Below are 19,881 nucleotides of genomic sequence, written 5' to 3'. Positions count from 1 at the left end.
GCGACATCGCACGAATGAGGGTGGCGGATCGCCTTCTGTAAGCTATTTGTGAACTTTCCCGGCGCGCTGTCCGTCTAAACGCCCCTCGAACGCTTCCAGAGGAACATCAGATGATTCGCCAATCCAGAACGTTGCTCGGCGCCGCCGTCATTGCCGGCAGCACGCTCCTCGCCGGATGCCAGACCGACGCGGCCGTCACGGCTCCGAACGCGGCCCGCCCGTCCGACGGCCGGCCGGTGACGAAGACCGTCTATGTCGCGCCGCAATCCGCGCGCTGCACGGGCGTCGTGCCGATGGAATGCCTGCAGGTGCGCAGCAGCCCGGGCGAGCCGTGGAGCCTGTGGTACGCGGGCATCGAGGGCTTCGCGTACCAGCCCGGTTACCTGTATACGCTCGAAATCGACGAATACCGCGTCGCGCAGCCGCCGGCCGACGGTTCGTCGATCCGCTGGGTGCTCAAGCGCGTCGTCGAGCGCCGCCAGACGAACTGACGGCCGCGCTCACGCGGACGATCGCGCCGCCGCACCAGCCGGCGGCGCGGCCGTATCGATCCGCCGGAACACGACGGACGACAGCAGCGTGACGGCGCCCATGCACGCGAACGACAGCATGAACCCGCGCCCCATCGAGCCCCACCACGCGGCGAACAGGTTGACGAGCCCGCCGCCGATCGACACGCCGAGCCCCATCGCCAGCATCTGCATCATCGTGAACAGGCTGTTGCCGCTGCCGGCGTCGGCATGCGACAGCCCCTTCAGCGTCACGCCGTTCATCGCCGCGAACTGCATCGAGTTCGCCGCGCCGAACACGACCAGCAGCACGATCTCCAGCACCGGCGCGGGCCGTACCGACACCAGCGCGAACCCCGCGATCGCACCGCCGACGATTCCCGTATTCACGACCAGAAACGTCGCGTAGCCGAAGCGCTTCACGAGCGGCGCGATCCAGCGTTTCGCGATGACGCCCGCGATCGCGGCCGGCAGCATCATCAGCCCCGACTGCAGCGGCGTATAGCCGAGCTGCACCTGCATCAGCAGCGGCAGCATGAACGGCACCGCGCTCGTGCCGATCCGGCACAGCAGGTTGCCGAGCAGCCCCGAACCGAAGTTCGGCTCGCGGAACAGCCCGAGCCGGAACAGCGGCTGCGCGCGCCGCCGCGCATGCGGCAGGTACGCGAGCGCGCTCGCCAGGCCCAGCACGGCGAGCCCGGCCGCCCAGGCGGCGCGATGCGCGGGCATCGGCGGGTCGATCGCGAGCGACAGCGCGATCATCGCGACCGACAGCAGCGCACAGCCGACGAAGTCGAACGGCGGCGGCTGCTTCGCCTGGTCGTGCGGCAGGTAGCGCTGCACCGCGATGAAGCCGACCACGCCGACCGGCACGTTGACGATGAACACCCAGTGCCACGAAATCGCCTGCGTGAGCCAGCCGCCGAGCGTCGGCCCGACGATCGGGCCGAGCTGGCCGGCGATCGACACGAACGCGATCGCCGCGACGTACTGTTCGCCCGGCACGCGGCGCAGCACGGCGAGCCGCCCGATCGGCAGCAGCATCGAGCCGCCGATGCCCTGCACGGCGCGCGCGACGACGAGCTGGCCGAGCGTATGCGATGCCGCGCAGCCGATCGACGCGAGCACGAACACGAGAATGGCGACCGAGAACACGCGGCGCGTGCCGAACCGGTCGGCGAGCCAGCCGGACGCCGGCGTGAGCATCGCCATCATCAGCGTGTAGGCGACCACGACGGGCTGCATCGCGAGCGGCGACGCATGCAGGCTTTGCGCGATCGAAGGCAGGGCGGTATTGACGATCGTCGTGTCGAGCGCCTGCATGAAGAATGCAGCGGCGACGATCCAGAGCAGCGCGGAGTGTGTGGGTTCCCGGGACATGGCGAAATGGTGGTGCGAAGGCCCGGCGCGGGCGGCGCCGGTGCGCGGTCGCACGGCGCCTGCCGGTCTTCAGGCACTCGATGGTACCGATTCCGGTGGTCATCGGGAAGCTGCCTGAAGACGTTTGCTGCCATCGGCCACGCCGACGACTATGCGCGATGCTCGATCCCGTCCGGCGTAGCGCACCCGCCACGCGTGATGCGCCCGCATCCTGCAAGCGCACCACGCTCCGTCATGCGGACCGTTTCTGCGAAAGCACGAGCAGCGCGCCGTTCCTGTCCTCCAGCACCGCGCGGTACTCGTGCGGGCCGGCCTGCACGGGCACGCGCACCGACGCGCCGGCCTTCACGACCCGCGCCATCGCTGCATACAGGTCGTCGTCCTCGTCGACGCGCAGCGTGAGCGCCGCGCGCTCGACGATCTGCTCGTCGCCGGCGACCAGCGCGATCGTCAGCGGGCCGCCGTCGAGCGCGCAATAGCGGTCGCCGTCGCGGAACTTCACGTTCAGGCCGAGTCCGTCGACGAACAGCGGCAACGCCGTGTCGATGTCGTCGACCGGATACAGCAGCATCGATACCTTCATCCCGGTTCTCCCTTGTCTTGATGTGGGCGGCGTGCAACGTGCCGCCGTTCGATGCTAGCGCGCCGTTCGCGCGCTCACGCAGTCCGATCGGATGACCGTGAAACCCCTCTGTCCCCGCAGGCCTGCCGTTACTCCAAACAGACGATGCCCGCGCCCGCCCGCGCGCCGACACTCCCATTCGTGGACCGTCGCTATTCGTCCGTATCGTGCGGGCGGGCCGCACGACCCCGACTCGTCCAACAAACATGGAGACGCACGCAATGAAGTTTTCCCTTATCTACGAAGCCCAGACCACCGACGCGTCGCGCGAGGGCGACCACCGGGTGTTCAAGGAGACGGTCGAACAGGCGTTGCTCGCCGAGCAGGTCGGCTTCGACACGATCTGGTGCGTGGAGCACACGTCGCTGACCAACTATGCGCACATGAGCGCGCCGGAAACCTTCCTTGCGTACCTGGCCGGCCGTACGACGCGCATCGGCCTGGGCCATGGCGTCGTGTGCCTGCCGCCGGCGATGAATCACCCGATCAAGGTCGCCGAGCGCGTCGCGCTGCTCGACATCCTGTCGGGCGGCCGCGTGCATTTCGGCGTCGGCAAGGGCGGCAGCCAGCAGGAAGCCGGCGCGTTCGGCTACGACCTCAACGAACTGCAGCCGATGATCGACGAATCGATGTACCTCGTGCCGAAGATGTTCGTGCAGGACGAGATCGAGCACGACGGCAAGTACATCAAGATCCCGAAGCGCCCGATCCACCCGAAGCCGTTCCAGGATCCGCACCCGCCGATGTACCTCGCATGTACCAACACCGACGCGCTGCTGCGCGCGGGCCAGCGCGGGATGGGCGCGCTGGTGCTCGGCTTCGGCGGGCCCGACGAAGTCGCGAAGAAGAACGCGGTCTATCGCGAAGCATGGGCGAACCGCAAGCCGGAAGACCAGGTCGGCTTCCGCCCGACCCAGCACCTCGCGGCGCTGTGCCCGACGGTCGTGATGGCCGACGGCCAGGCCGCCCGCAAGATCGGCATCCGCGGCCAGCGCTACTTCATGGAATCGCTCGCGTACTGGTACACGGGCGGCGAGCGTCCGGACCCGGCGAAGTGGGGCGACGACCTCGTGCAGGCCGACACCGGCGAGATGGTGATCCGCTCGCGCTTCGCGTCTGAAGAAGTCGTCGTGAACTTCGCCGACCCGGCGCTCGCGATGATGAACCCGAACCACGCGTACGGCACGGTGGACGACTGCATCGGCTATGTCGGCCGCCTGCAGGAAGCCGGCGTCGACGAAGTGCTGTTCCTGTGCCAGATGGGCACGGTGCCGCACGAAGCGCAGCTGGAGACGATCCGCAACATCGGCGAGCACGTGATCCCGTTCTTCAACAAGGAGAAGGAGCGCGCCTGCGCGTAACGCGGGGCGGGCCGCGCCCGTCGTCCCTTCGGACGATGCGGCGCGGCCGCGCGACGCCGACCATCGACGGTGGCGAGCATCGCCCGCGGCCAGGCCGCGCAGAACAACCATGAACGAGAGCGGGGCAGGCGCCGCGGCGCACGTCCCGTTTCACAGGAGACATTCGTGCATCGCGACAACGATTCGAACGCACTGGCCGCCTCGCTGATCGCCCGGGCCGAGGCACTGGCGCCGACGCTGGCCGGCCGCGCCGCGCAGGCGGAAGCGCAGGGCCGCATCCCGGCCGAGACGATCGCCGACATGCAGGCCGCCGGCTTCTTCAAGGTGCTGCAGCCGAAGCGCTACGGCGGCTACGAGCTCGATCCGCAGACCTTCTTCGACATCCAGATGGCGCTCGCGCGCGGCTGCATGTCGACCGCGTGGGTGTACGGCGTCGTCGGCGTGCACAACTGGCAGCTCGCGCTGTTCGACGAGCGCGCGCAGCAGGATGTGTGGGGCAACGACCCGGCGACGCTGATCGCGTCGACCTACATGCCGGTCGGCCGCGTGACGCCGGTCGACGGCGGGTTCCGCTTGTCGGGCCACTGGAAGTTCTCGAGCGGCAGCGAACTGTGCGAATGGGTGTTCCTCGGCGCGCTGGTGCCGGCAGCCGTTGCCGGCCAGCCGCCCGAATACCGGACCTTCCTGCTGCCGAAATCCGACTACCGGATCCAGCAGGACTGGGACGTGCTCGGCCTGCGCGCGACGGGCAGCCACGACATCGTCGTCGACGACGTGTTCGTGCCCGCGTACCGCACGCACAAGGCAATCGACGGGATGATGGGCACGAGCCCCGGCCTGGCCGTCAACGACGCGCCGCTGTTCAAGCTGCCGTTCGCGCAGATCTTCGTGCGCGCGGTGTGCACGTCGTGCATCGGCGCGCTGCAGGGCGCGCTCGACGATTTCACCGGCTATGCGGCGACGCGCGTGTCCGCGAACAGCGGCGCGAAGACGACCGACGATCCGGGCGCGCAGAACGCATGCGCGAACGCGGCCGTCGCGATCGACGAGATGAAGGTGCTGCTCAAGCGCAATTTCGCGGAACTGATGGCGTCGGTGACCGGCGGCCCGGCCGTGTCGATCGAGCGCCGCGTGCATTTTCGTTACCAGTCCGCGCAGGTCGCCGAGCGCTGCGCGCAGGCCGCGAACGCGCTGCTGCGCTACGCGGGCGGCAACGGCATCTATCACCGCAATCCGCTGGTGCGCCGCTTCCTCGACCTGCATGCGGCCCGCGCGCACTACGCGAACAACGTGGACCGCTTCGGCCAGAACCTCGGCGCCGTGATGCTCGGCCGCGAGAACACGGACTTCTTCATCTGACGGGGCCGAGATGAACGACACGCAAGCACAGCAATACGTGTTCGACGTCGTGGTCGTCGGCTCGGGCGCGGGCGCGCTGCTCGCGGCGTGCCGCGCGGCCGACCGCGGCCTGTCCGTCGTCGTGATCGAGAAGACGGCGTTGTACGGCGGCACGTCGGCCGTGTCGGGCGGCGGCATCTGGGTGCCGTGCAACCACCATATCGCCGAGCTCGGCGCGACCGATTCGCGCGAGGCCGCGCGCCGCTACATCGATGCGTGCGTGGCCGGCGCGTCGACGCCCGACAAGCTCGACGCGTATCTCGACCACGCGCCGGAGATGCTGCGCTACCTGGAATCGAAGACGCCCGTGCGCTACCAGTCGCTGCCGAAGTACGCGGACTATTACCAGAAGGTGCCGGGTGCGATGCCGGGTTATCGCGCGCTCGATCCGCTGCCGTTCGACGGCGGGCTGCTCGGCGACGAGTTCGACCGGCTGCGGCCGCCGTCGCCCGGCACGTTGATCGGCGGGCGCGTGGCGGTGACGTCGAAGGAGGCGCATACGCTGTTCTCGCGCGGGCCCGGCTTCATGAAGCTCGCGATCGCGCAGTTCGGCCGCTACTGGCTCGATCTCGGCATGCGCCGCCGCACGCGGCGCGACCGGCGCCTGACGCTCGGCAACGCGCTGATCGGCGGGCTGCGCCGCGCGCTGCTCGAGCGCAACGTGCCGGTGTGGCTCGACACGCCGATGCGCGACCTGCTCGATGCGGACGGCCGCGTGACGGGCGTGCGCGCGCAGCGTTTCGGGCAGCCCGTGACGATCGTCGCGCGGCGCGGCGTGATCCTCGGCGCGGGCGGCTTCGAACGCAACCAGCCGATGCGCGAACGCTACCTGCCGCAGCCGACGCAGGCGCAGTGGAGCGCGACGCCGCCGTCCAACACCGGCGATGCGATCGCCGAAGGCCACCGGCTCGGCGGCGCGCTGGCGCTGATGGAGCACGTGTGGGGCGCGCCGACGGTCGGTGTTGCCGGCGAGGAGAAGCAGCGTGCGCTGTTCGTCGAACGCAACCTGCCGGGCTGCGTGATCGTCAATCGTCTCGGCAAGCGCTTCGTCAACGAGGCCGCGCCGTATTCCGAATTCGTGCCCGCGATGTATCGCGACCATGCGCGCACCGGCGCGAGCGTGCCGGCGTGGATGGTGTTCGACGCGCGCTTTCGCCGCAAGTATCCGTGCGGGCCGATCATGCCGGCGTCGATGATGCCCGACTCGCGGATTCCGGACGCGTTTCGCGACGTGCTCGTGAAGGCCGACACGATCGACGCGCTTGCCGCGCGAATCGGCGTCGACGCGGCGGGCCTGCGCGACACGCTGCGCGACATGGCGCGTTACGCGGTCACCGGCATCGACGAAGCGTTCGGCAAGGGCGACAACGCGTTCGACACGTACTACGGCGATCCGCGGAACACGCCGAACCCGTGCCTCGGGCCGGTCGACCAGGCGCCGTTCTATGCGGTGCGGATCGACGCGGGCGACATCGGCACGAAGGGCGGGCTCGTCACCGACGCGCTGGCCCGCGTATTGCGCGCCGACGGCGAGCCGATCGCCGGCCTCTATGCGATCGGCAACACCAGCGCATCGATGATGGGCGCGAGCTACCCCGGCGCGGGCTCGACGCTCGGTCCGGCGATGACCTTCGGTTTCATCGCCGCCGACCACCTGGCCGCGCAGGCGGCCGACGCCGGCGGCCGGCCAGCCCGGCCATCCACGACTGAACTTGACGGAGTCCAATGATGAGCGATCTCACCACCCATCCGCTGCGCACCGACATGCTGCTCGCGATGCGCCGCCTCGCGCGCTCCGTCACGGTCATCAGCAGCGCGCACGACGGCCGGCGCTACTCGATGTCCGCGACGGCGGTCGATTCGCTGTCGACCGATCCGCCGTCGCTGCTGATCTGCATCAACCGCACCGCGTCGCTGTATCCGCCGCTCGATGCGGGCGCGCCGTTCTGCGTGAACGTGCTGTCGGCGCGCCACGAAGGCATCGCGATCGACTGCAGCGGCCGCCTGAAGGGCGAAGCGCGCTTCACGACCGGCGACTGGCACACGTCGCCGCACGGCGTGCCGTATCTGCGCGACTCGCAGGCGAGCCTCGTGTGCGAGCAGGACGGCCGCTTCGAATACGGCACGCATACGGTGTTCATCGGGCGCATCCGCGAGGTGCTGATGAGCGGCGACGTCGATCCGCTCGTCTACCTCGACGGCGCCTATACGACGCCCGGTGCGCCCGCGAATCGCGTGGCTGCGTGACGGCCGCACGAGTTTTCCAGCATCCGCAAGAGACGATCCATGACACGCAGACTGAACGGCAACACCGCGAACGTCGACGAGACCCGGCGCGACGCCGACGCGTCGGCCGCGCGCGAGATCGTGCGTACGCTTGGCAGTGCTGCATCGCATGTGCTGAACGCGTTCGCGTGCGTCGCGCCGGCGCTGGCGTCGAACGAAGCCCAGGTCGTCGCCGGGCGTGATGCCGGCCGCGGCGCGGGCGCCTGGCACATCGACGGCGCAGCATGAGGAGCCGGCCATGAGCGATTCGCGCTTCCACCGGCTGACCGTTGCCGAAGTGATTTCCGAAAGCGACGACGCGTGCTCGTTCGTATTCGATGTCCCCGCAACATTGCGCGACGCATTCGCGTACCGGCCCGGGCAGTTCCTGACGCTGAACGTGCCGTGCGCGGACGCGACCGTCGCGCGCTGCTATTCGCTGTCGAGCGCGCCGGGCATCGACGCCGCGCCGAAGATCACCGTCAAGCGCGTGCGCGACGGCCGCGCGTCGAACTGGCTGTGCGACCGCGTGCATGCGGGCGACACGCTCGACGTGCTGCCGCCGGCCGGCGTGTTCACGCCGCGCTCGCTCGACGGCGACCTGCTGCTGTTCGCGGGCGGCAGCGGCATCACGCCCGTGCTGTCGATTGTGAAATCGGCGCTCGTGCACGGACGCGGGATGCTGACGCTGATCTATGCGAACCGCGACGAACGCTCGGTGATTTTCCGCGACGAACTGCAGCAGCTCGCGCAGCGACATCCGGGCCGCGTGCGCGTGATCCATTGGCTCGACAGCGTGCAGGGCATCCCGCAGCAGCGCCATCTCGAGGAGCTCGCGCGGCCGTTCAGCCAGCAGGAGACATTCATCTGCGGGCCCGCGCTGTTCATGGAGAACGCGCTGGCCGCGATGCTCGGCCTCGGGCTGCCGCGTGCGCGTGTGCATGTCGAGCGGTTCGCGTCGCTGCCCGATGCGCCGGCGCAGGCCGATACGGTGGCGTCGGCCGCGGTAACGGCGGCATCCGGCGACGGCGCGGCGATCGAGACGGTGCTCGACGGCGACGCGTTCGCGTTCGACAGCGTGCCCGGCGAAACGCTGCTCGACGCGATGCTGCGCGCGGGCGTGCCGGCGCCGAATTCCTGCCGGATGGGGCAATGCGGCGCGTGCATGTGCCGGATCGAGCGCGGCGAGGTCGCGCTCGACAGCAACCACGTGCTCGACGCCGACGAAATCGCGGCCGGCTGGACGCTCGCCTGTTGCGCGCGGCCCGCGAGCGACGCGCTGCGCGTGGTGTTTCCCGATTGAGCCGTACTGCGCCCGCGGCGCGCACGGCAACCCTGATGCCTATGACGATGGACAATGAAATCCTGACCACGCCCGCGCTGATCGCGCGGGCTGCCGCGCGCCACGGCGCGCATCCGGCGATCGAGTCGGAGCATGGCCGGCTGACCTACGCGGAACTCGACGCGGCGCGCCTCGAAGCGGCACGTTCGCTGCTTGCGAGCGGCATCGACGCCGGCGACCGGATCGCGGTCTGGGCGCCGAACCTGCCGCAATGGATCGTCGCGGCGCTCGCGATCCACACCGTCGGCGCGATCCTCGTGCCGGTCAATACGCGGATGAAGGGGATGGAGGTCGGCGGCATCCTGCACGACGGCGGCGCGCGGCTGCTGTTCTGCTGCGGCACCTTCCTCGGCGAATCCTATCCGGCGATGCTCGCGCCGCACCGGCCCGCGACGCTCGAGCGCGTGGTCGTGTTCGACGGCGAACCGCCCACCGGTGCGCGCGACGAGACCTGGAACGCATTCCTCGCACGTGGTGCGGCGGTGCCGCTGGCCGCGGTGCGCGATCGTGAGGCACAGGTCACGCCCGACACCGTGATGGACCTGATGTTCACGTCCGGCACGACGGGCCGCCCGAAGGGCGTGATGACCGCGCACGGCCAGAACCTGCGCGCCGCGCAGGCGTGGGCGGCGATCGCGGGCGTGCGCCACGACGACCGCTACCTGATCGTCAATCCGTTCTTCCACACGTTCGGCTACAAGGCGGGCTGGCTCGCCGCGCTGTCGAGCGGCGCGACCGTGCTGCCGCATCTGGTGTTCCAGCCGGCCGACGTGCTGCGGCGCGTCGCCGACGACCGTGTGTCGGTGCTGCCCGGCCCGCCGACGCTGTACTACGCGCTGCTCGACGCGCCCGATCGCGCGACGCGCGACCTGTCGTCGCTGCGGATCGCGGTGACGGGCGCGGCAGCGATCGCGCCGAGCCTGATCGAGCGGATGCGCACCGAGCTCGGCTTCGAGACGGTGCTGACCGGCTATGGGCTGACCGAGTCGTGCGGCTTCGCGACGTTGTGCCGGCACGGCGACGACGCGGAGACCGTCGCCTGTACGTCGGGCCGGCCGATGCCCGATGTCGAGCTGCGTATTGCAGGGCCGGGCGGCGCGCCGCTCGGGCCGGACGAGACCGGCGAGATCTGGGTGCGCGGCTACAACGTGATGCGCGGCTATTTCAACCAGCCGGACGCGACGCGCGAGACCGTCGATGCGGACGGTTGGCTGCATACCGGCGATCTCGGCTGCGTCGATGCGAACGGCAACCTGAAGATCACCGACCGGATCAAGGACATGTTCATCGTCGGCGGCTTCAACTGCTATCCGGCGGAGATCGAGCGGCTGCTCGCTGCCCATCCGGCGATCGCGCAGGTCGCGCTGGTCGGCGTGCCCGACACGCGGCTCGGCGAGGTCGGGCACGCGTATGTCGTGCTGCGGCCGGGCGCGCACGCAGATGCCGACGAACTGAACGACTGGGCGCGCCGCAACATGGCGAACTACAAGGTGCCGCGGCATTTCACGTTCGTCGAGCAACTGCCGACGAGCGCGGCGGGGAAGGTGCTGAAATACCGGCTGCGCGCGGGGACCGAAGCGGCGGCCTGAGCGCCGCCGCGATACACGAACGGGAAGAACGCATGAACGACAACGGATTTCCGCAGGGCGCGGTGCTGGTGTTCGGCGGCAGCGGCGGGATCGGGCAGGGCGTCGCGCTCGAGTTTGCGCGCGCCGGCGTGCCGGTTGCGGTGGGCTACCGCAGCAAGGCCGACGTGGCGGAGCGTGTCGCGCGCGACATTCGCGGTGAAGGCGTGGCGGCCACCACGCACCGTGCGGACGTCACCGATCCCGCGCAGGTCGACGCTGCGCTTGCGGCCGCGATCGCCGCGCATGGCCGCGTGCATACGGTTGTCTGGGCGGCCGGGCCGTTCGTGAACCAGCGCCACATCGGCGACATGACGCACGACGACTGGCGCCGCGCGATCGAGGTCGAGACGATCGGTTTCTTCGTCGCGGCGAAAGCCGCGCTGCCGCACTTCCGTGCGTCGGGCGGCGGGTCGTTCGTGACGCTCGGTTCGGCCGGGCATCTGCGCTGGCCCGATCGCGACGGGCTGTCGGTCGCGCCGAAGGCCGCGAACGAGGCGCTGGTGAAGGGGCTCGCGCGCGAGGAGGGCAGGTATAACATTCGCGCGAATTCGATCCTCGTCGGCGTGATCGAGGCCGGGATGTTTCCGGTGCTGCTCGAACAGGGGCAGTTCGACCAGGCGTGGATCGACGAGACGCAGAAGATGCTCGCGCTCAAGCGCTGGGGGAAGGCGCACGACGTGGGGCGGGCGGCGGTGTTTCTGGCGTCGGACCGGGCGGATTACGTGACGGGGCAGCAGTTGAATGTGTCGGGCGGCTACGGGTTGTAGTGGCGTGTAGAAGTGCACGTTTGGGCGATTGCGCTTGCGTGCCGGTTGTCCTGGTCGCTGACATAGCCCGCTTTTCCCGCTTCTTCAGACCGTCGACGACGTTGGCCGATTTGCCGATCGGCTCGCGTATCGCTTCCGTGCGCGACACGGACAAGATGCATGCGCACGCATCGGTATTCATCCTGCCTCGTCTCGCACGATTGCGTATCGGCATCGCGTGCGCCAGGTGCGAGGTCACACTTTTGCAACGTTTCTTCAACGTGTTCGCGTGATTCGATTGACCACAACGGTGCCTTGCACGCGCTGACGGCTGTCCAGCCTCGTTCGGCATGCGTCCCGATCTCGATGCGCGATGGATCAAATCGCGTGTTCCCGCGTGTCCCGCCGAGTACGGATACGTTCCTGAAACATTTCCCCACAATTGAGACCCGCGTGACCGCCCGTGCCCGGCGGTGACACTTTTCCCGCTCCGGTTTGCGCCGCATGGCACGCGCTTTGCGGTTGACCCGGTGCCGCTGGCGCGAACGAATTTCGCCAGAACGACGAGCGCATCTGCGGCATGCAACGACATCGATGGAAACGGGGAATCGGATCGGGTCGCGGGCGCCGTGTGTTGCGGCGCTGCGCCGCGCATGTCGTATCGGTCATGCGCACGGCGCAACGCGTTCCCGGTCCGTCGAACAGCACGCTTGCTTGCTGGATGTCGTGCCGGGGTTCGTACCGCGCATCGCGACGGAGGCCACGTGCGTCCGGGGAGACGCGCCCGGCACATGTCGGGGGAGGCTACGTTGCGTGATCGACCGGGAGGCGGTGAATGAAGCCACCTGCGCGGGTCTACGCGTGCCGCCCATCAGCGAATAGCCATTCGGCCGTCTTTTCCGTCGTTCCGATCCGCCTTACCTTGCGGACAGCAGTTCGACGTGTCGGGCGAGCGGCGGAAGCTGGAGAGATTCATGCCGGCCGCCGCCGTTCGCCGACGCCAACCACCGTCTTCCGTTCATGCATGGCGATGATTGCAATGCTTGCAATTCACCGCCATGGCGCTATCATTGATAGCAACCTGGATGGAGGGACCTATGGCAAATCTTCTGGTGCGTAACGTGGATGACATTCTCGTTCAGAGCCTGCGCGAGCAGGCTGCGGCAAATGGCAGGAGTGCCGAGGCCGAACATCGGGCCATTCTGGCCGATGCGCTCGGCCGGCCGAAGCGAAGGACATTCGCGCAAGTGCTGATGAGCATGCCCGATGTTGGCGAAGACACGGATTTCCAACGTGTTCAGGATTCCGGCGAGGTCAGGCGTGTTTTTGATTGATACGAACGTCATCAGCGAAATCAGGAAGGGCAAGCGAACCAACCGCGGCGTGCGAGCGTTCTTCAGGCAGGCCGAGGCCGACGCGAGCCCGCTTTACCTGTCCGTTGTGACAGTGGCCGAACTTCGGCGCGGCGTCGACCTGATCCGTCATCGCGGCGATCACCGCCAGGCGTCGGCGCTCGAGGCTTGGATGGCGACGATCCTGTCCGGCTATGCGCCGAACCTCCTGCCGGTCGATATCGAGATCAGCCAGATGTGGGGGCATTTGCGTGTGCCCGATCCGACGCACGAACTCGACAAACTGATCGCGGCCACTGCGCTGATCAACGATCTTACGGTCGTCACGCGCAATGTCGACGATTTCGCTCGCACCGGTGTCCGGCTGCTGAACCCGTTCGACTAGCGTAGCCGCGGCGGTCAGCCGTCGCGCGCAGACGATGCGGGCGGCGGCTGGCGAGCCGGCTCAGGCGCCACGCCGGCTCCCGTGATCGTGCGCGACACGACCGGCGCATGTCACCCGCCGCCAACGAATCCCCCTCCGGCACACCCCCCGCACCGCAACCCCCGCCTTTTCCCGCCCGTCCTCTCGTCCCAACAGACGATGTAACACCACCCCCGACCGGCCAGAATCCTTTCACGAACAACGGATTCTGAACCAGGAGGAGGCCGACATGATCGATGTCCGTGCGCTTGGCTATGTCGTCGTCGAGGCGACGCGCGTCGATGCGTGGCGCCGCTACGCGGAAGACGTGCTGGGCATGCAGGCGCTCGACGCGCCCGACGGCGCGCTGTACCTGAAGATGGACGAGCGCGATTTCCGCTACGTGATCGTCCCCGGTACGACCGACCGCTATTTCGCGTCGGGCTGGGAGCTGCCCGACGGCGCAGCGTTCGACGCCGCGTTTGCGGCGCTGCAGCGAGCAGGCGTCGAGCCGATCCGCGCGACGCCCGCCGAAGCCGAGCTGCGCCGCGTGCAGGCGATGGCGTGGTGCACCGATCCGTCCGGCAACCGCCACGAACTGTACTGGGGCGCGCGCTGCGACTTCCGCCGGTTCGTGTCGCCGCTGGGCGTCGCGCGTTTCGTCACCGGCGACATGGGGCTCGGCCACGCGGTGCTGCCCGCGCCGCAGTTCGACGCGACCGACGCATTCGTGCGCGGCGTGCTCGGCTTCGAGCTGTCCGACATCTTTCGGGTGAAGTTCACGGCCGATCCGGCCGAACCCGAAAAGCGCATCCATTTCATGCACTGCCGCAACGCACGCCATCACAGCCTCGCGCTGTTCGAGATGGCCGTGCCGTCGGGCTGCGTGCACGTGATGGCCGAAGTCGACTCGATGGACGAAGTCGGCCGCGCGCTCGATCGCGTCGCCGCGCACGACGTGAAGATGTCCGCGACGCTCGGCCGGCACTGCAACGACCAGATGATCTCTTTCTACATGAAGACCCCCGGCGGCTTCGATCTCGAATACGGCTTCGGCGGCCTTACGGTCGACTGGTCGAAGCACGCGGTATTCGAGGCCACCAAGGTGAGCCAGTGGGGCCACGATTTCAGCATCGGATACCGGTAAGCCAGCACGATGACGATGAAACCTCTCGACAAGGCGATGTCCGCGCGCGACGTGATCGCGCAACTCGCCGACGGCATGACGATCGGCATCGGCGGATGGGGACCACGGCGCAAGCCGATGGCGCTGGTGCGCGAAATCGCGCGCTCGAACCTGAAGGACCTGACGGTCGTCGCGTACGGCGGCGCCGATGTCGGCCTGCTGTGTGCGGCGGGCAAGGTCCGCAAGGTGGTGTTCGGCTTCGTGTCGCTCGACGTGATCCCGCTCGAACCGCATTTCCGCCGTGCGCGTGAACAGGGCCGTATCGACGTGCTCGAGCTCGACGAAGGGATGCTGCAGCTCGGCCTGCGCGCGGCCGCCGCGCGCCTGCCGTTCCTGCCGACGCGCGCGGGCCTCGGCACCGCGCTGCTCGATCACGCACCGCAATTGCGCACGGTGCAATCGCCGTACGACGACGGCGAGACGCTGCTCGCGATGCCCGCGCTCGAACTCGACGTCGCGCTGCTGCACGTGAACGCGGCCGACCGGATGGGCAACACGCGCGTCGACGGCCCCGATCCGTTCTTCGATGCATGGATGGCCCGTGCCGCGCAGCGTTGCTACGTGTCGGCGGAACAGGTCGACGCATCGATCGCGACGGAAGACCTCGACGCCGCGAAACGCAACCCGTTCGAGCGCTCGCTCGTGACTGGCGTGGTGCATGCGCCGGGCGGCGCGCATCCGACGTCGTGCGGGCCGGCCTACGGCTGGGACCTGCCGCACCTGCGCGCGTACTGCGCCAGCGCGGAAGACGATGAGAAAACGGCGGCGTACCTGCGCGACGTGGTCGGCCAGGACGAACGCCAGTACCTCGAAGGCGTCGGCGGCCTGCCGCATGTGACGACGCTGCCGTTGCCGATTCTGTAAAGGAGCGCCTGTGAGCGAATCTCTCGACCATTCCCTTGCGGAACTGATGATCGTCGCGTCCGCGCGACTCTGGCGCGACGACGGCGAAGTGCTGGCGACGGGCATCGGCACGGGCCCGCGGCTCGCGGCCGGCCTCGCGCGGCTCGCGTACAACAACGGGCTGATGCTGACCGACGGCGAAGCGTATCTCGTCGAGGAGCCGGTGCCGCTCGGCCCGCGCCCGGACGGCTATCGCGTGAAGGCGAGCGGCTGGATGACCTACGAACGCGTGTTCGACTGCCTGTGGCACGGCCGCCGCCATGCGCTCGTGATGCCGACGCAGATCGACCGCTTCGGCCAGGCCAACATTTCGTGGCTCGGCGACGACTACGCGCAGCCGAAGACCCAGCTGCTCGGCGCGCGCGGCTTCCCCGGCAACTCGACGAACCACGCGAACTCGTTCTTCGTCAGCGGCCACGGCAAGCGCACGTTCGTCGCCGGCGAAGTCGACATGGTGTGCACGGTCGGCTACAACCCGGCGCGCCGGCTGCCCGGGATGAAGACCTTCGTCGACCTGCGCAGCATCGTCACCGACCTGTGCGTGATGGATTTCGGCGGGCCCGACCACGCGATCCGCGTGCGCTCGCTGCATCCGGGCGTGAGCTTCGACGAGGTGCAGGACGCGACCGGCTTCCCGCTGATCGCGCATCCGGAACTCGGTACGACGGCCGCTCCGAACGCGGAAGACCTGCGCATCGTGCGCGCGCTCGATCCGCACAACCTGCGCGCGACGATCGTGCGCAACAATCCGGCGCCGCGCCGGGGATGAGGCTCGACATGGAAGCGACCCAGGTGACGTTCGGCGACGGTGTCGTCGACTACGCGGTCGAGGACGGCATCGCGACGATCACGATGAACCGCCCCGAGTATCACAACGCGCAGAACTCGAAGATGACGTATGCACTCGACGCGGCGTTCCGGCGCGCGGCGCACGACGACGCGGTGAAGGCGATCGTGCTCGCGGGCGCCGGCAAGCATTTCTCGGCGGGCCACGACATCGGCACGCCGGGCCGCGACATCCACGAGTCGTTCGAACGCGCGTCGCTGTGGTACGACCACGTCGACAAGGAGGGCGGGGAATTCCTCTATGCGCGCGAGCAGGAGGTGTACCTCGGGATGTGCCGGCGCTGGCGCGACCTGCCGAAGCCGACGATCGCGATGGTGCAGGGCGCGTGTATCGCGGGCGGGCTGATGCTCGCGTGGGTGTGCGACCTGATCGTCGCGTCGGAGGATGCGTTCTTCGCCGATCCGGTCGTGCGGATGGGGATTCCGGGCGTCGAGTATTTCGCGCATGCATACGAGCTGAACCCGCGCATCGCGAAGGAGTTCCTGTTCCTCGGCGAGCGGATGCCGGCCGAGCGCGCGTACCAGATGGGGATGGTCAACAGGGTGGTGCCGCGCGAGCGGCTGCGCGACGCGACCTATGCGATCGCCGCGAAGATCGCGACGATGCCGCGCCTCGGGCTCACGCTGACCAAGCAGGCGCTGAACCACGTCGAGGAACTGCAGGGCAAGCGTGCGGCGATGGACGCGGCGTTCGCGTGGCATCACTTCGCGCATGCGCACAACGAGCTCGTCAGCGGTGACCGCCTCGGCGGCTACGACGCGCGCAGCATGGCCAGTTCGCAGCGCCAGCCGAACGGCGCGGACCGCGCCGACGCGGCGGCGCCGGTCGCCGTCAACGGAGCCGCCGCATGAGCACGACGCTGCATACGCCGCTCTGCGATCTGCTCGGCTGCCGCTACCCGATCGTGCAGACCGCGATGGGCTGGGTGGCCGACGCGCGGCTCGTCGCGGCCACCTCCAATGCGGGCGGTTTCGGTTTCCTGGCCGGCGCGACGCTCGAGCCCGAGCAGGTCGAGGCCGAGATCCTGAAGGTGAAGTCGCTGACGGACCAGCCGTTCGGCATCAACTTCCACATGTTCCAGAAGAACGCCGCACAGGTGGTCGATCTCGCGATCAAGCACCGGCTGCGCGCGGTCAGCTACGGCCGCGGGCCCGACGCGAAGACGATCCGCCGCTTCAAGGAGGCCGGCATCGTCTGCATGCCGACCGTCGGCGCGCCGAAGCATGCGGCGAAGGCGGTCGAGCTCGGCGCGGACATCGTGACGGTGCAGGGCGCGGAAGGCGGTGGCCACACGGGCTCGGTGCCGACCACGCTGCTGCTGCCGAAGGTGCTCGACGCGGTGCGGGTGCCGGTCGTCGCGGCCGGCGGCTTCTTCGACGGGCGCGGGCTGGCCGCCGCGCTCGCGTACGGCGCGGCCGGCATCGCGATGGGCACGCGTTTCCTGATGAGCGCCGAATCGCCGGTGCCGCGCGAGACGCTCGAACGCTATGTCGCGGTCGGCGACCCGGCGCGCATCCGCGTGTCGGACGCGCTCGACGGGCTGCCGCAACGCATGATCGACAACCCGTATCTGCTGAAGCTCGAACGCTTCGGCCCGCTGCGCCGCACGCTGTTCGCGCTGAAGACGGCCGAAGCATGGCGGCGCCAGAACGGGCTGAGCACGGGCGACATGCTCGGCCTCGCGATCAAGGCGCTGCGCTCGCACGACTACACGGCAAGCCAGACGCTGATGGCCGCCAACGCGCCGTTCCTGATCCAGCGCGCGATCGTCGAGGGCCGCCCGGACGAAGGCGTGCTGCCGAGCGGCCAGGCGGCGGCGATGATCGGCGCGATCGAATCGTGCGACGCGCTGATCGCGCGGATCGTCGCGGAAGCCGGCGAGCGGCTCGATGCACTGGCCGCGCTGCGCGGCGCGGCAGCGGCGCAGGCCGCGTAAACAACATCACAGGGAGGCAGAGGAGATGACAGCACCCAATCAACCGGCCGGCGCGATGCCGTTCCGGATCGACCGCGCAGACGGCATCGCCGAGCTGGTGATCGCCCATCCGCCCGTGAACGCGCTCGACGCGCAGGGCTGGCACGCGCTCTCCCGCGCGCTCGACGCGCTCGGCGACGACGACGACGTGCGCGTGATCGTCGTGCGCGGCGAAGGCCGCGGCTTCTGCGCGGGCGTCGACATCAAGGAACTGGCCGCACATCCGGAACGGATCGTGGCGGTCAACGCGGGCAACTACGAGACGTTCCGCGCGGTGCACCGCAACCCGAAGCCGGTGATCGCGGCCGTGCACGGGTTCGTGCTCGGCGGCGGGATCGGCATCTGCGGCGCGGCGGACATCGTCGTCGCGGCCGATTGCGCGCGCTTCGGCGTGCCCGAGATCGACCGCGGCGCGATGGGCGGCGGCGCGCACCTGCAGCGGCTGTTCGGCGTGCAGAAGGTGCGCACGATGTATTTCACCGGCGACATGATCGACGCGGCCGAAGCGTACCGGCTCGGCGCGGTCGAGCAGGTCGTCGCGCGTGACGCATTGCGCGACGCGGCGCTCGCGATCGCCCGCAAGATCGCGGACAAGAGCCCGGCGATGGTGCGGCTCGCGAAGGAGGCGCTGAACGGCGTCGAGGACGGCGATCTCGAGGACAAGTACCGCTGGGAGCAGGGCTTCACGCTGCAGGCGTACATGACGAACGACTCGACGGAAGCGCGCGCCGCGTTCGTCGAGAAGCGCGATGCGCGTTTCGACGCCCAGGCCGAGGAGGCACGCGCATGAACCTGACCTACACGCCGCAACAGCAGGCGTTCCGCGCGGAGATCCGCGAATGGCTCGCCGCGCATGTGCCGCGCGAGCGGCTGCCGAGTTTCGACACCGAGGCAGGTTTCGCCGCGCACCGCGAATGGGAGCGCACGCTGCACTCGGGCCGCTGGAGCATGGTCACGTGGCCGCGCGAGCTGGGCGGGCGCGGCTGCGACCTGATCGAGTGGCTGATCTTCGAGGAAGAGTACTGGCGCGCCGATGCGCCGATGCGCGTGAATCAGAACGGCATCTTCCTGCTCGGCCCGACGCTGATGGATTTCGGCACCGCAGAGCAGAAGGCGCGCTTCCTGCCCGCGATGGCGGCCGGCGAGCACGTGTGGGCGCAGGGCTGGTCGGAGCCGAACGCGGGTTCGGACATGGCCGCGATCCGCACGACGGCGGCCCGCATCGGCGACGAATACGTGCTGAACGGCCAGAAGATCTGGTCGACCCGCGCGGTGTGGGCCGACTGGCTGTTCGGGCTGTTCCGCAGCGATCCCGAATCGTCGCGCCACCACGGGCTCACGTTCCTGATGGTGCCGCTGTCCGCGCCGGGCGTTACGGTGCGGCCGATCCGCCAGTTGAACGGGCAGACGGGCTTTGCGGAAATCTTCTTCGACGACGTGCGCGTGCCGGTCGAGAACCGGCTCGCGGCCGAAGGCGCGGGCTGGCAGGTCGCGATGGCGACGGCCGGTTTCGAGCGCGGGCTGATGCTGCGTTCGCCCGCGCGTTTCCAGCGCACCGCGCAGGCATTGCGCGACCTGTATCTCGCGCATCGCGACAGCGCGGATCGCGACCCGACGCTGCGCGAGCGCGTGGTGTCGGCATGGATGGACGCGCAGGCGTATGCGCTGTCGACCTACGCAACCGCGAGCCGGCTGCTGAAGGGCGGCCACATCGGCGCGGAGTCGAGCACCAACAAGGTGTTCTGGTCGGAGCTCGACCTGCGCATGCACCAGACCGCGCTCGACATCCTCGGCGCGCACGGCGAGGTCGTCCCGCAGACGGCCGCGCAGCACGCGACGCTCGGCCACTGGCTCGACGGCTTCCTGTTCGCGCAGGCCGGCACGATCTACGCGGGCACCAACGAGATCCAGCGCAACATCGTCGCCGAACGGATGCTCGGCATGCCGCGCGCGTAACGGCGCCG

General features: G+C 69.1%; 20 protein-coding genes. 18 read left to right on the top strand and 2 right to left on the bottom strand.

What is annotated here, in order from left to right:
• The first annotated feature begins 110 nt into the window (after positions 1–110).
• Complete coding sequence (locus LXM88_RS23950) at positions 111–491, top strand: DUF4377 domain-containing protein (protein WP_262544929.1); 381 nt, start codon at positions 111–113, stop codon at positions 489–491.
• 9 nt (positions 492–500) lie between these two features.
• Here the strand turns inward: LXM88_RS23950 and LXM88_RS23945 are convergent, their stop codons facing one another.
• A complete protein-coding gene (locus LXM88_RS23945; protein WP_262544928.1) occupies positions 501–1,889 on the bottom strand; it encodes a DHA2 family efflux MFS transporter permease subunit in 1,389 nt (462 codons plus the stop codon).
• Between the two features lie 232 nt (positions 1,890–2,121).
• The gene (locus LXM88_RS23940; protein ID WP_262544926.1) at positions 2,122–2,472 is read right to left on the bottom strand and encodes a VOC family protein; all 351 of its coding nucleotides are present in this window, start codon (positions 2,470–2,472) and stop codon (positions 2,122–2,124) included.
• Between the two features lie 260 nt (positions 2,473–2,732).
• Here LXM88_RS23940 and LXM88_RS23935 point away from each other — a divergent pair, with 260 nt between their 5' ends.
• The 17 genes from LXM88_RS23935 (at position 2,733) to LXM88_RS23855 (ending at position 19,873) form a co-directional block, all read left to right on the top strand.
• A complete protein-coding gene (locus tag LXM88_RS23935; protein ID WP_129515035.1) occupies positions 2,733–3,872 on the top strand; it encodes an LLM class flavin-dependent oxidoreductase in 1,140 nt (379 codons plus the stop codon).
• Between the two features lie 165 nt (positions 3,873–4,037).
• Positions 4,038–5,231, top strand: coding sequence for an acyl-CoA dehydrogenase family protein (locus tag LXM88_RS23930; protein ID WP_262544924.1), 1,194 nt, complete (start codon positions 4,038–4,040; stop codon positions 5,229–5,231).
• A 10-nt stretch (positions 5,232–5,241) separates the two neighbouring features.
• Positions 5,242–6,999, top strand: a complete 1,758-nt coding sequence (locus LXM88_RS23925) for an FAD-dependent oxidoreductase (protein ID WP_262544923.1) — start codon at positions 5,242–5,244, stop codon at positions 6,997–6,999.
• Positions 6,999–7,517, top strand: coding sequence for a flavin reductase family protein (locus LXM88_RS23920; RefSeq protein ID WP_262544922.1), 519 nt, complete (start codon positions 6,999–7,001; stop codon positions 7,515–7,517). Before LXM88_RS23925 ends, LXM88_RS23920 begins: the two co-directional genes overlap by 1 nt.
• 39 nt (positions 7,518–7,556) lie before the next feature.
• Positions 7,557–7,784: a hypothetical protein gene (locus LXM88_RS23915; RefSeq protein ID WP_262544921.1), complete on the top strand. Its 228-nt coding sequence runs from the start codon at positions 7,557–7,559 to the stop codon at positions 7,782–7,784.
• 10 nt (positions 7,785–7,794) lie between these two features.
• Positions 7,795–8,838, top strand: a complete 1,044-nt coding sequence (locus LXM88_RS23910; RefSeq protein WP_262544919.1) for a ferredoxin--NADP reductase — start codon at positions 7,795–7,797, stop codon at positions 8,836–8,838.
• Positions 8,839–8,879: 41 nt separating this feature from the next.
• Complete coding sequence (locus LXM88_RS23905) at positions 8,880–10,466, top strand: FadD3 family acyl-CoA ligase (protein ID WP_318654714.1); 1,587 nt, start codon at positions 8,880–8,882, stop codon at positions 10,464–10,466.
• Positions 10,467–10,498: 32 nt separating this feature from the next.
• Positions 10,499–11,272 (top strand): SDR family NAD(P)-dependent oxidoreductase, encoded by a 774-nt coding sequence (locus LXM88_RS23900; protein WP_262544918.1) that lies wholly within the window; start codon positions 10,499–10,501, stop codon positions 11,270–11,272.
• A 1,076-nt stretch (positions 11,273–12,348) separates the two neighbouring features.
• A complete protein-coding gene (locus LXM88_RS23895; RefSeq protein ID WP_262544917.1) occupies positions 12,349–12,585 on the top strand; it encodes a FitA-like ribbon-helix-helix domain-containing protein in 237 nt (78 codons plus the stop codon).
• Positions 12,572–12,988 carry a type II toxin-antitoxin system VapC family toxin gene (locus LXM88_RS23890; RefSeq protein WP_262544916.1) on the top strand — a complete coding sequence of 139 codons (417 nt, stop codon included), beginning with the start codon at positions 12,572–12,574 and terminating at the stop codon, positions 12,986–12,988. Before LXM88_RS23895 ends, LXM88_RS23890 begins: the two co-directional genes overlap by 14 nt.
• A gap of 268 nt (positions 12,989–13,256) precedes the next feature.
• The gene (locus tag LXM88_RS23885; RefSeq protein ID WP_262544915.1) at positions 13,257–14,153 is read left to right on the top strand and encodes a VOC family protein; all 897 of its coding nucleotides are present in this window, start codon (positions 13,257–13,259) and stop codon (positions 14,151–14,153) included.
• 9 nt (positions 14,154–14,162) lie between these two features.
• Positions 14,163–15,056 (top strand): CoA transferase subunit A, encoded by an 894-nt coding sequence (locus LXM88_RS23880; protein ID WP_262544914.1) that lies wholly within the window; start codon positions 14,163–14,165, stop codon positions 15,054–15,056.
• 10 nt (positions 15,057–15,066) lie between these two features.
• Positions 15,067–15,864 carry a CoA-transferase subunit beta gene (locus LXM88_RS23875; RefSeq protein WP_262544913.1) on the top strand — a complete coding sequence of 266 codons (798 nt, stop codon included), beginning with the start codon at positions 15,067–15,069 and terminating at the stop codon, positions 15,862–15,864.
• An 8-nt stretch (positions 15,865–15,872) separates the two neighbouring features.
• On the top strand, positions 15,873–16,793 hold the full coding sequence (locus tag LXM88_RS23870) for an enoyl-CoA hydratase (RefSeq protein WP_262544912.1): 921 nt from the start codon (positions 15,873–15,875) through the stop codon (positions 16,791–16,793).
• A complete protein-coding gene (locus LXM88_RS23865; RefSeq protein WP_262544911.1) occupies positions 16,790–17,878 on the top strand; it encodes an NAD(P)H-dependent flavin oxidoreductase in 1,089 nt (362 codons plus the stop codon). Before LXM88_RS23870 ends, LXM88_RS23865 begins: the two co-directional genes overlap by 4 nt.
• A gap of 25 nt (positions 17,879–17,903) precedes the next feature.
• Positions 17,904–18,707 carry an enoyl-CoA hydratase family protein gene (locus tag LXM88_RS23860; protein WP_262544910.1) on the top strand — a complete coding sequence of 268 codons (804 nt, stop codon included), beginning with the start codon at positions 17,904–17,906 and terminating at the stop codon, positions 18,705–18,707.
• Positions 18,704–19,873: an acyl-CoA dehydrogenase family protein gene (locus LXM88_RS23855; RefSeq protein WP_262544909.1), complete on the top strand. Its 1,170-nt coding sequence runs from the start codon at positions 18,704–18,706 to the stop codon at positions 19,871–19,873. The genes LXM88_RS23860 and LXM88_RS23855 overlap by 4 nt, the downstream gene beginning before the upstream one ends.
• Positions 19,874–19,881 lie beyond the last annotated feature (8 nt).

The organism is Burkholderia sp. S-53, from assembly GCF_025560745.1.
Taxonomy (GTDB): domain Bacteria; phylum Pseudomonadota; class Gammaproteobacteria; order Burkholderiales; family Burkholderiaceae; genus Burkholderia; species Burkholderia pyrrocinia.
Note: the sequence above shows the minus strand (reverse complement) of the source record. Positions and strands in the feature narration are given on the sequence as shown.

Bases quoted from the DNA above. Each gene is read 5' to 3' on its own strand.
- LXM88_RS23950 (WP_262544929.1), top strand. From the start codon at position 111: ATGATTCGCCAATCCAGAACGTTGCTCGGCGCCGCCGTCATTGCCGGC.
- LXM88_RS23945 (WP_262544928.1), bottom strand. From the start codon at position 1,889: ATGTCCCGGGAACCCACACACTCCGCGCTGCTCTGGATCGTCGCCGCT.
- LXM88_RS23940 (WP_262544926.1), bottom strand. From the start codon at position 2,472: ATGAAGGTATCGATGCTGCTGTATCCGGTCGACGACATCGACACGGCG.
- LXM88_RS23935 (WP_129515035.1), top strand. From the start codon at position 2,733: ATGAAGTTTTCCCTTATCTACGAAGCCCAGACCACCGACGCGTCGCGC.
- LXM88_RS23925 (WP_262544923.1), top strand. From the start codon at position 5,242: ATGAACGACACGCAAGCACAGCAATACGTGTTCGACGTCGTGGTCGTC.
- LXM88_RS23920 (WP_262544922.1), top strand. From the start codon at position 6,999: ATGAGCGATCTCACCACCCATCCGCTGCGCACCGACATGCTGCTCGCG.
- LXM88_RS23915 (WP_262544921.1), top strand. From the start codon at position 7,557: ATGACACGCAGACTGAACGGCAACACCGCGAACGTCGACGAGACCCGG.
- LXM88_RS23910 (WP_262544919.1), top strand. From the start codon at position 7,795: ATGAGCGATTCGCGCTTCCACCGGCTGACCGTTGCCGAAGTGATTTCC.
- LXM88_RS23905 (WP_318654714.1), top strand. From the start codon at position 8,880: ATGACGATGGACAATGAAATCCTGACCACGCCCGCGCTGATCGCGCGG.
- LXM88_RS23900 (WP_262544918.1), top strand. From the start codon at position 10,499: ATGAACGACAACGGATTTCCGCAGGGCGCGGTGCTGGTGTTCGGCGGC.
- LXM88_RS23895 (WP_262544917.1), top strand. From the start codon at position 12,349: ATGGCAAATCTTCTGGTGCGTAACGTGGATGACATTCTCGTTCAGAGC.
- LXM88_RS23885 (WP_262544915.1), top strand. From the start codon at position 13,257: ATGATCGATGTCCGTGCGCTTGGCTATGTCGTCGTCGAGGCGACGCGC.
- LXM88_RS23880 (WP_262544914.1), top strand. From the start codon at position 14,163: ATGACGATGAAACCTCTCGACAAGGCGATGTCCGCGCGCGACGTGATC.
- LXM88_RS23870 (WP_262544912.1), top strand. From the start codon at position 15,873: ATGGAAGCGACCCAGGTGACGTTCGGCGACGGTGTCGTCGACTACGCG.
- LXM88_RS23865 (WP_262544911.1), top strand. From the start codon at position 16,790: ATGAGCACGACGCTGCATACGCCGCTCTGCGATCTGCTCGGCTGCCGC.
- LXM88_RS23860 (WP_262544910.1), top strand. From the start codon at position 17,904: ATGACAGCACCCAATCAACCGGCCGGCGCGATGCCGTTCCGGATCGAC.
- LXM88_RS23855 (WP_262544909.1), top strand. From the start codon at position 18,704: ATGAACCTGACCTACACGCCGCAACAGCAGGCGTTCCGCGCGGAGATC.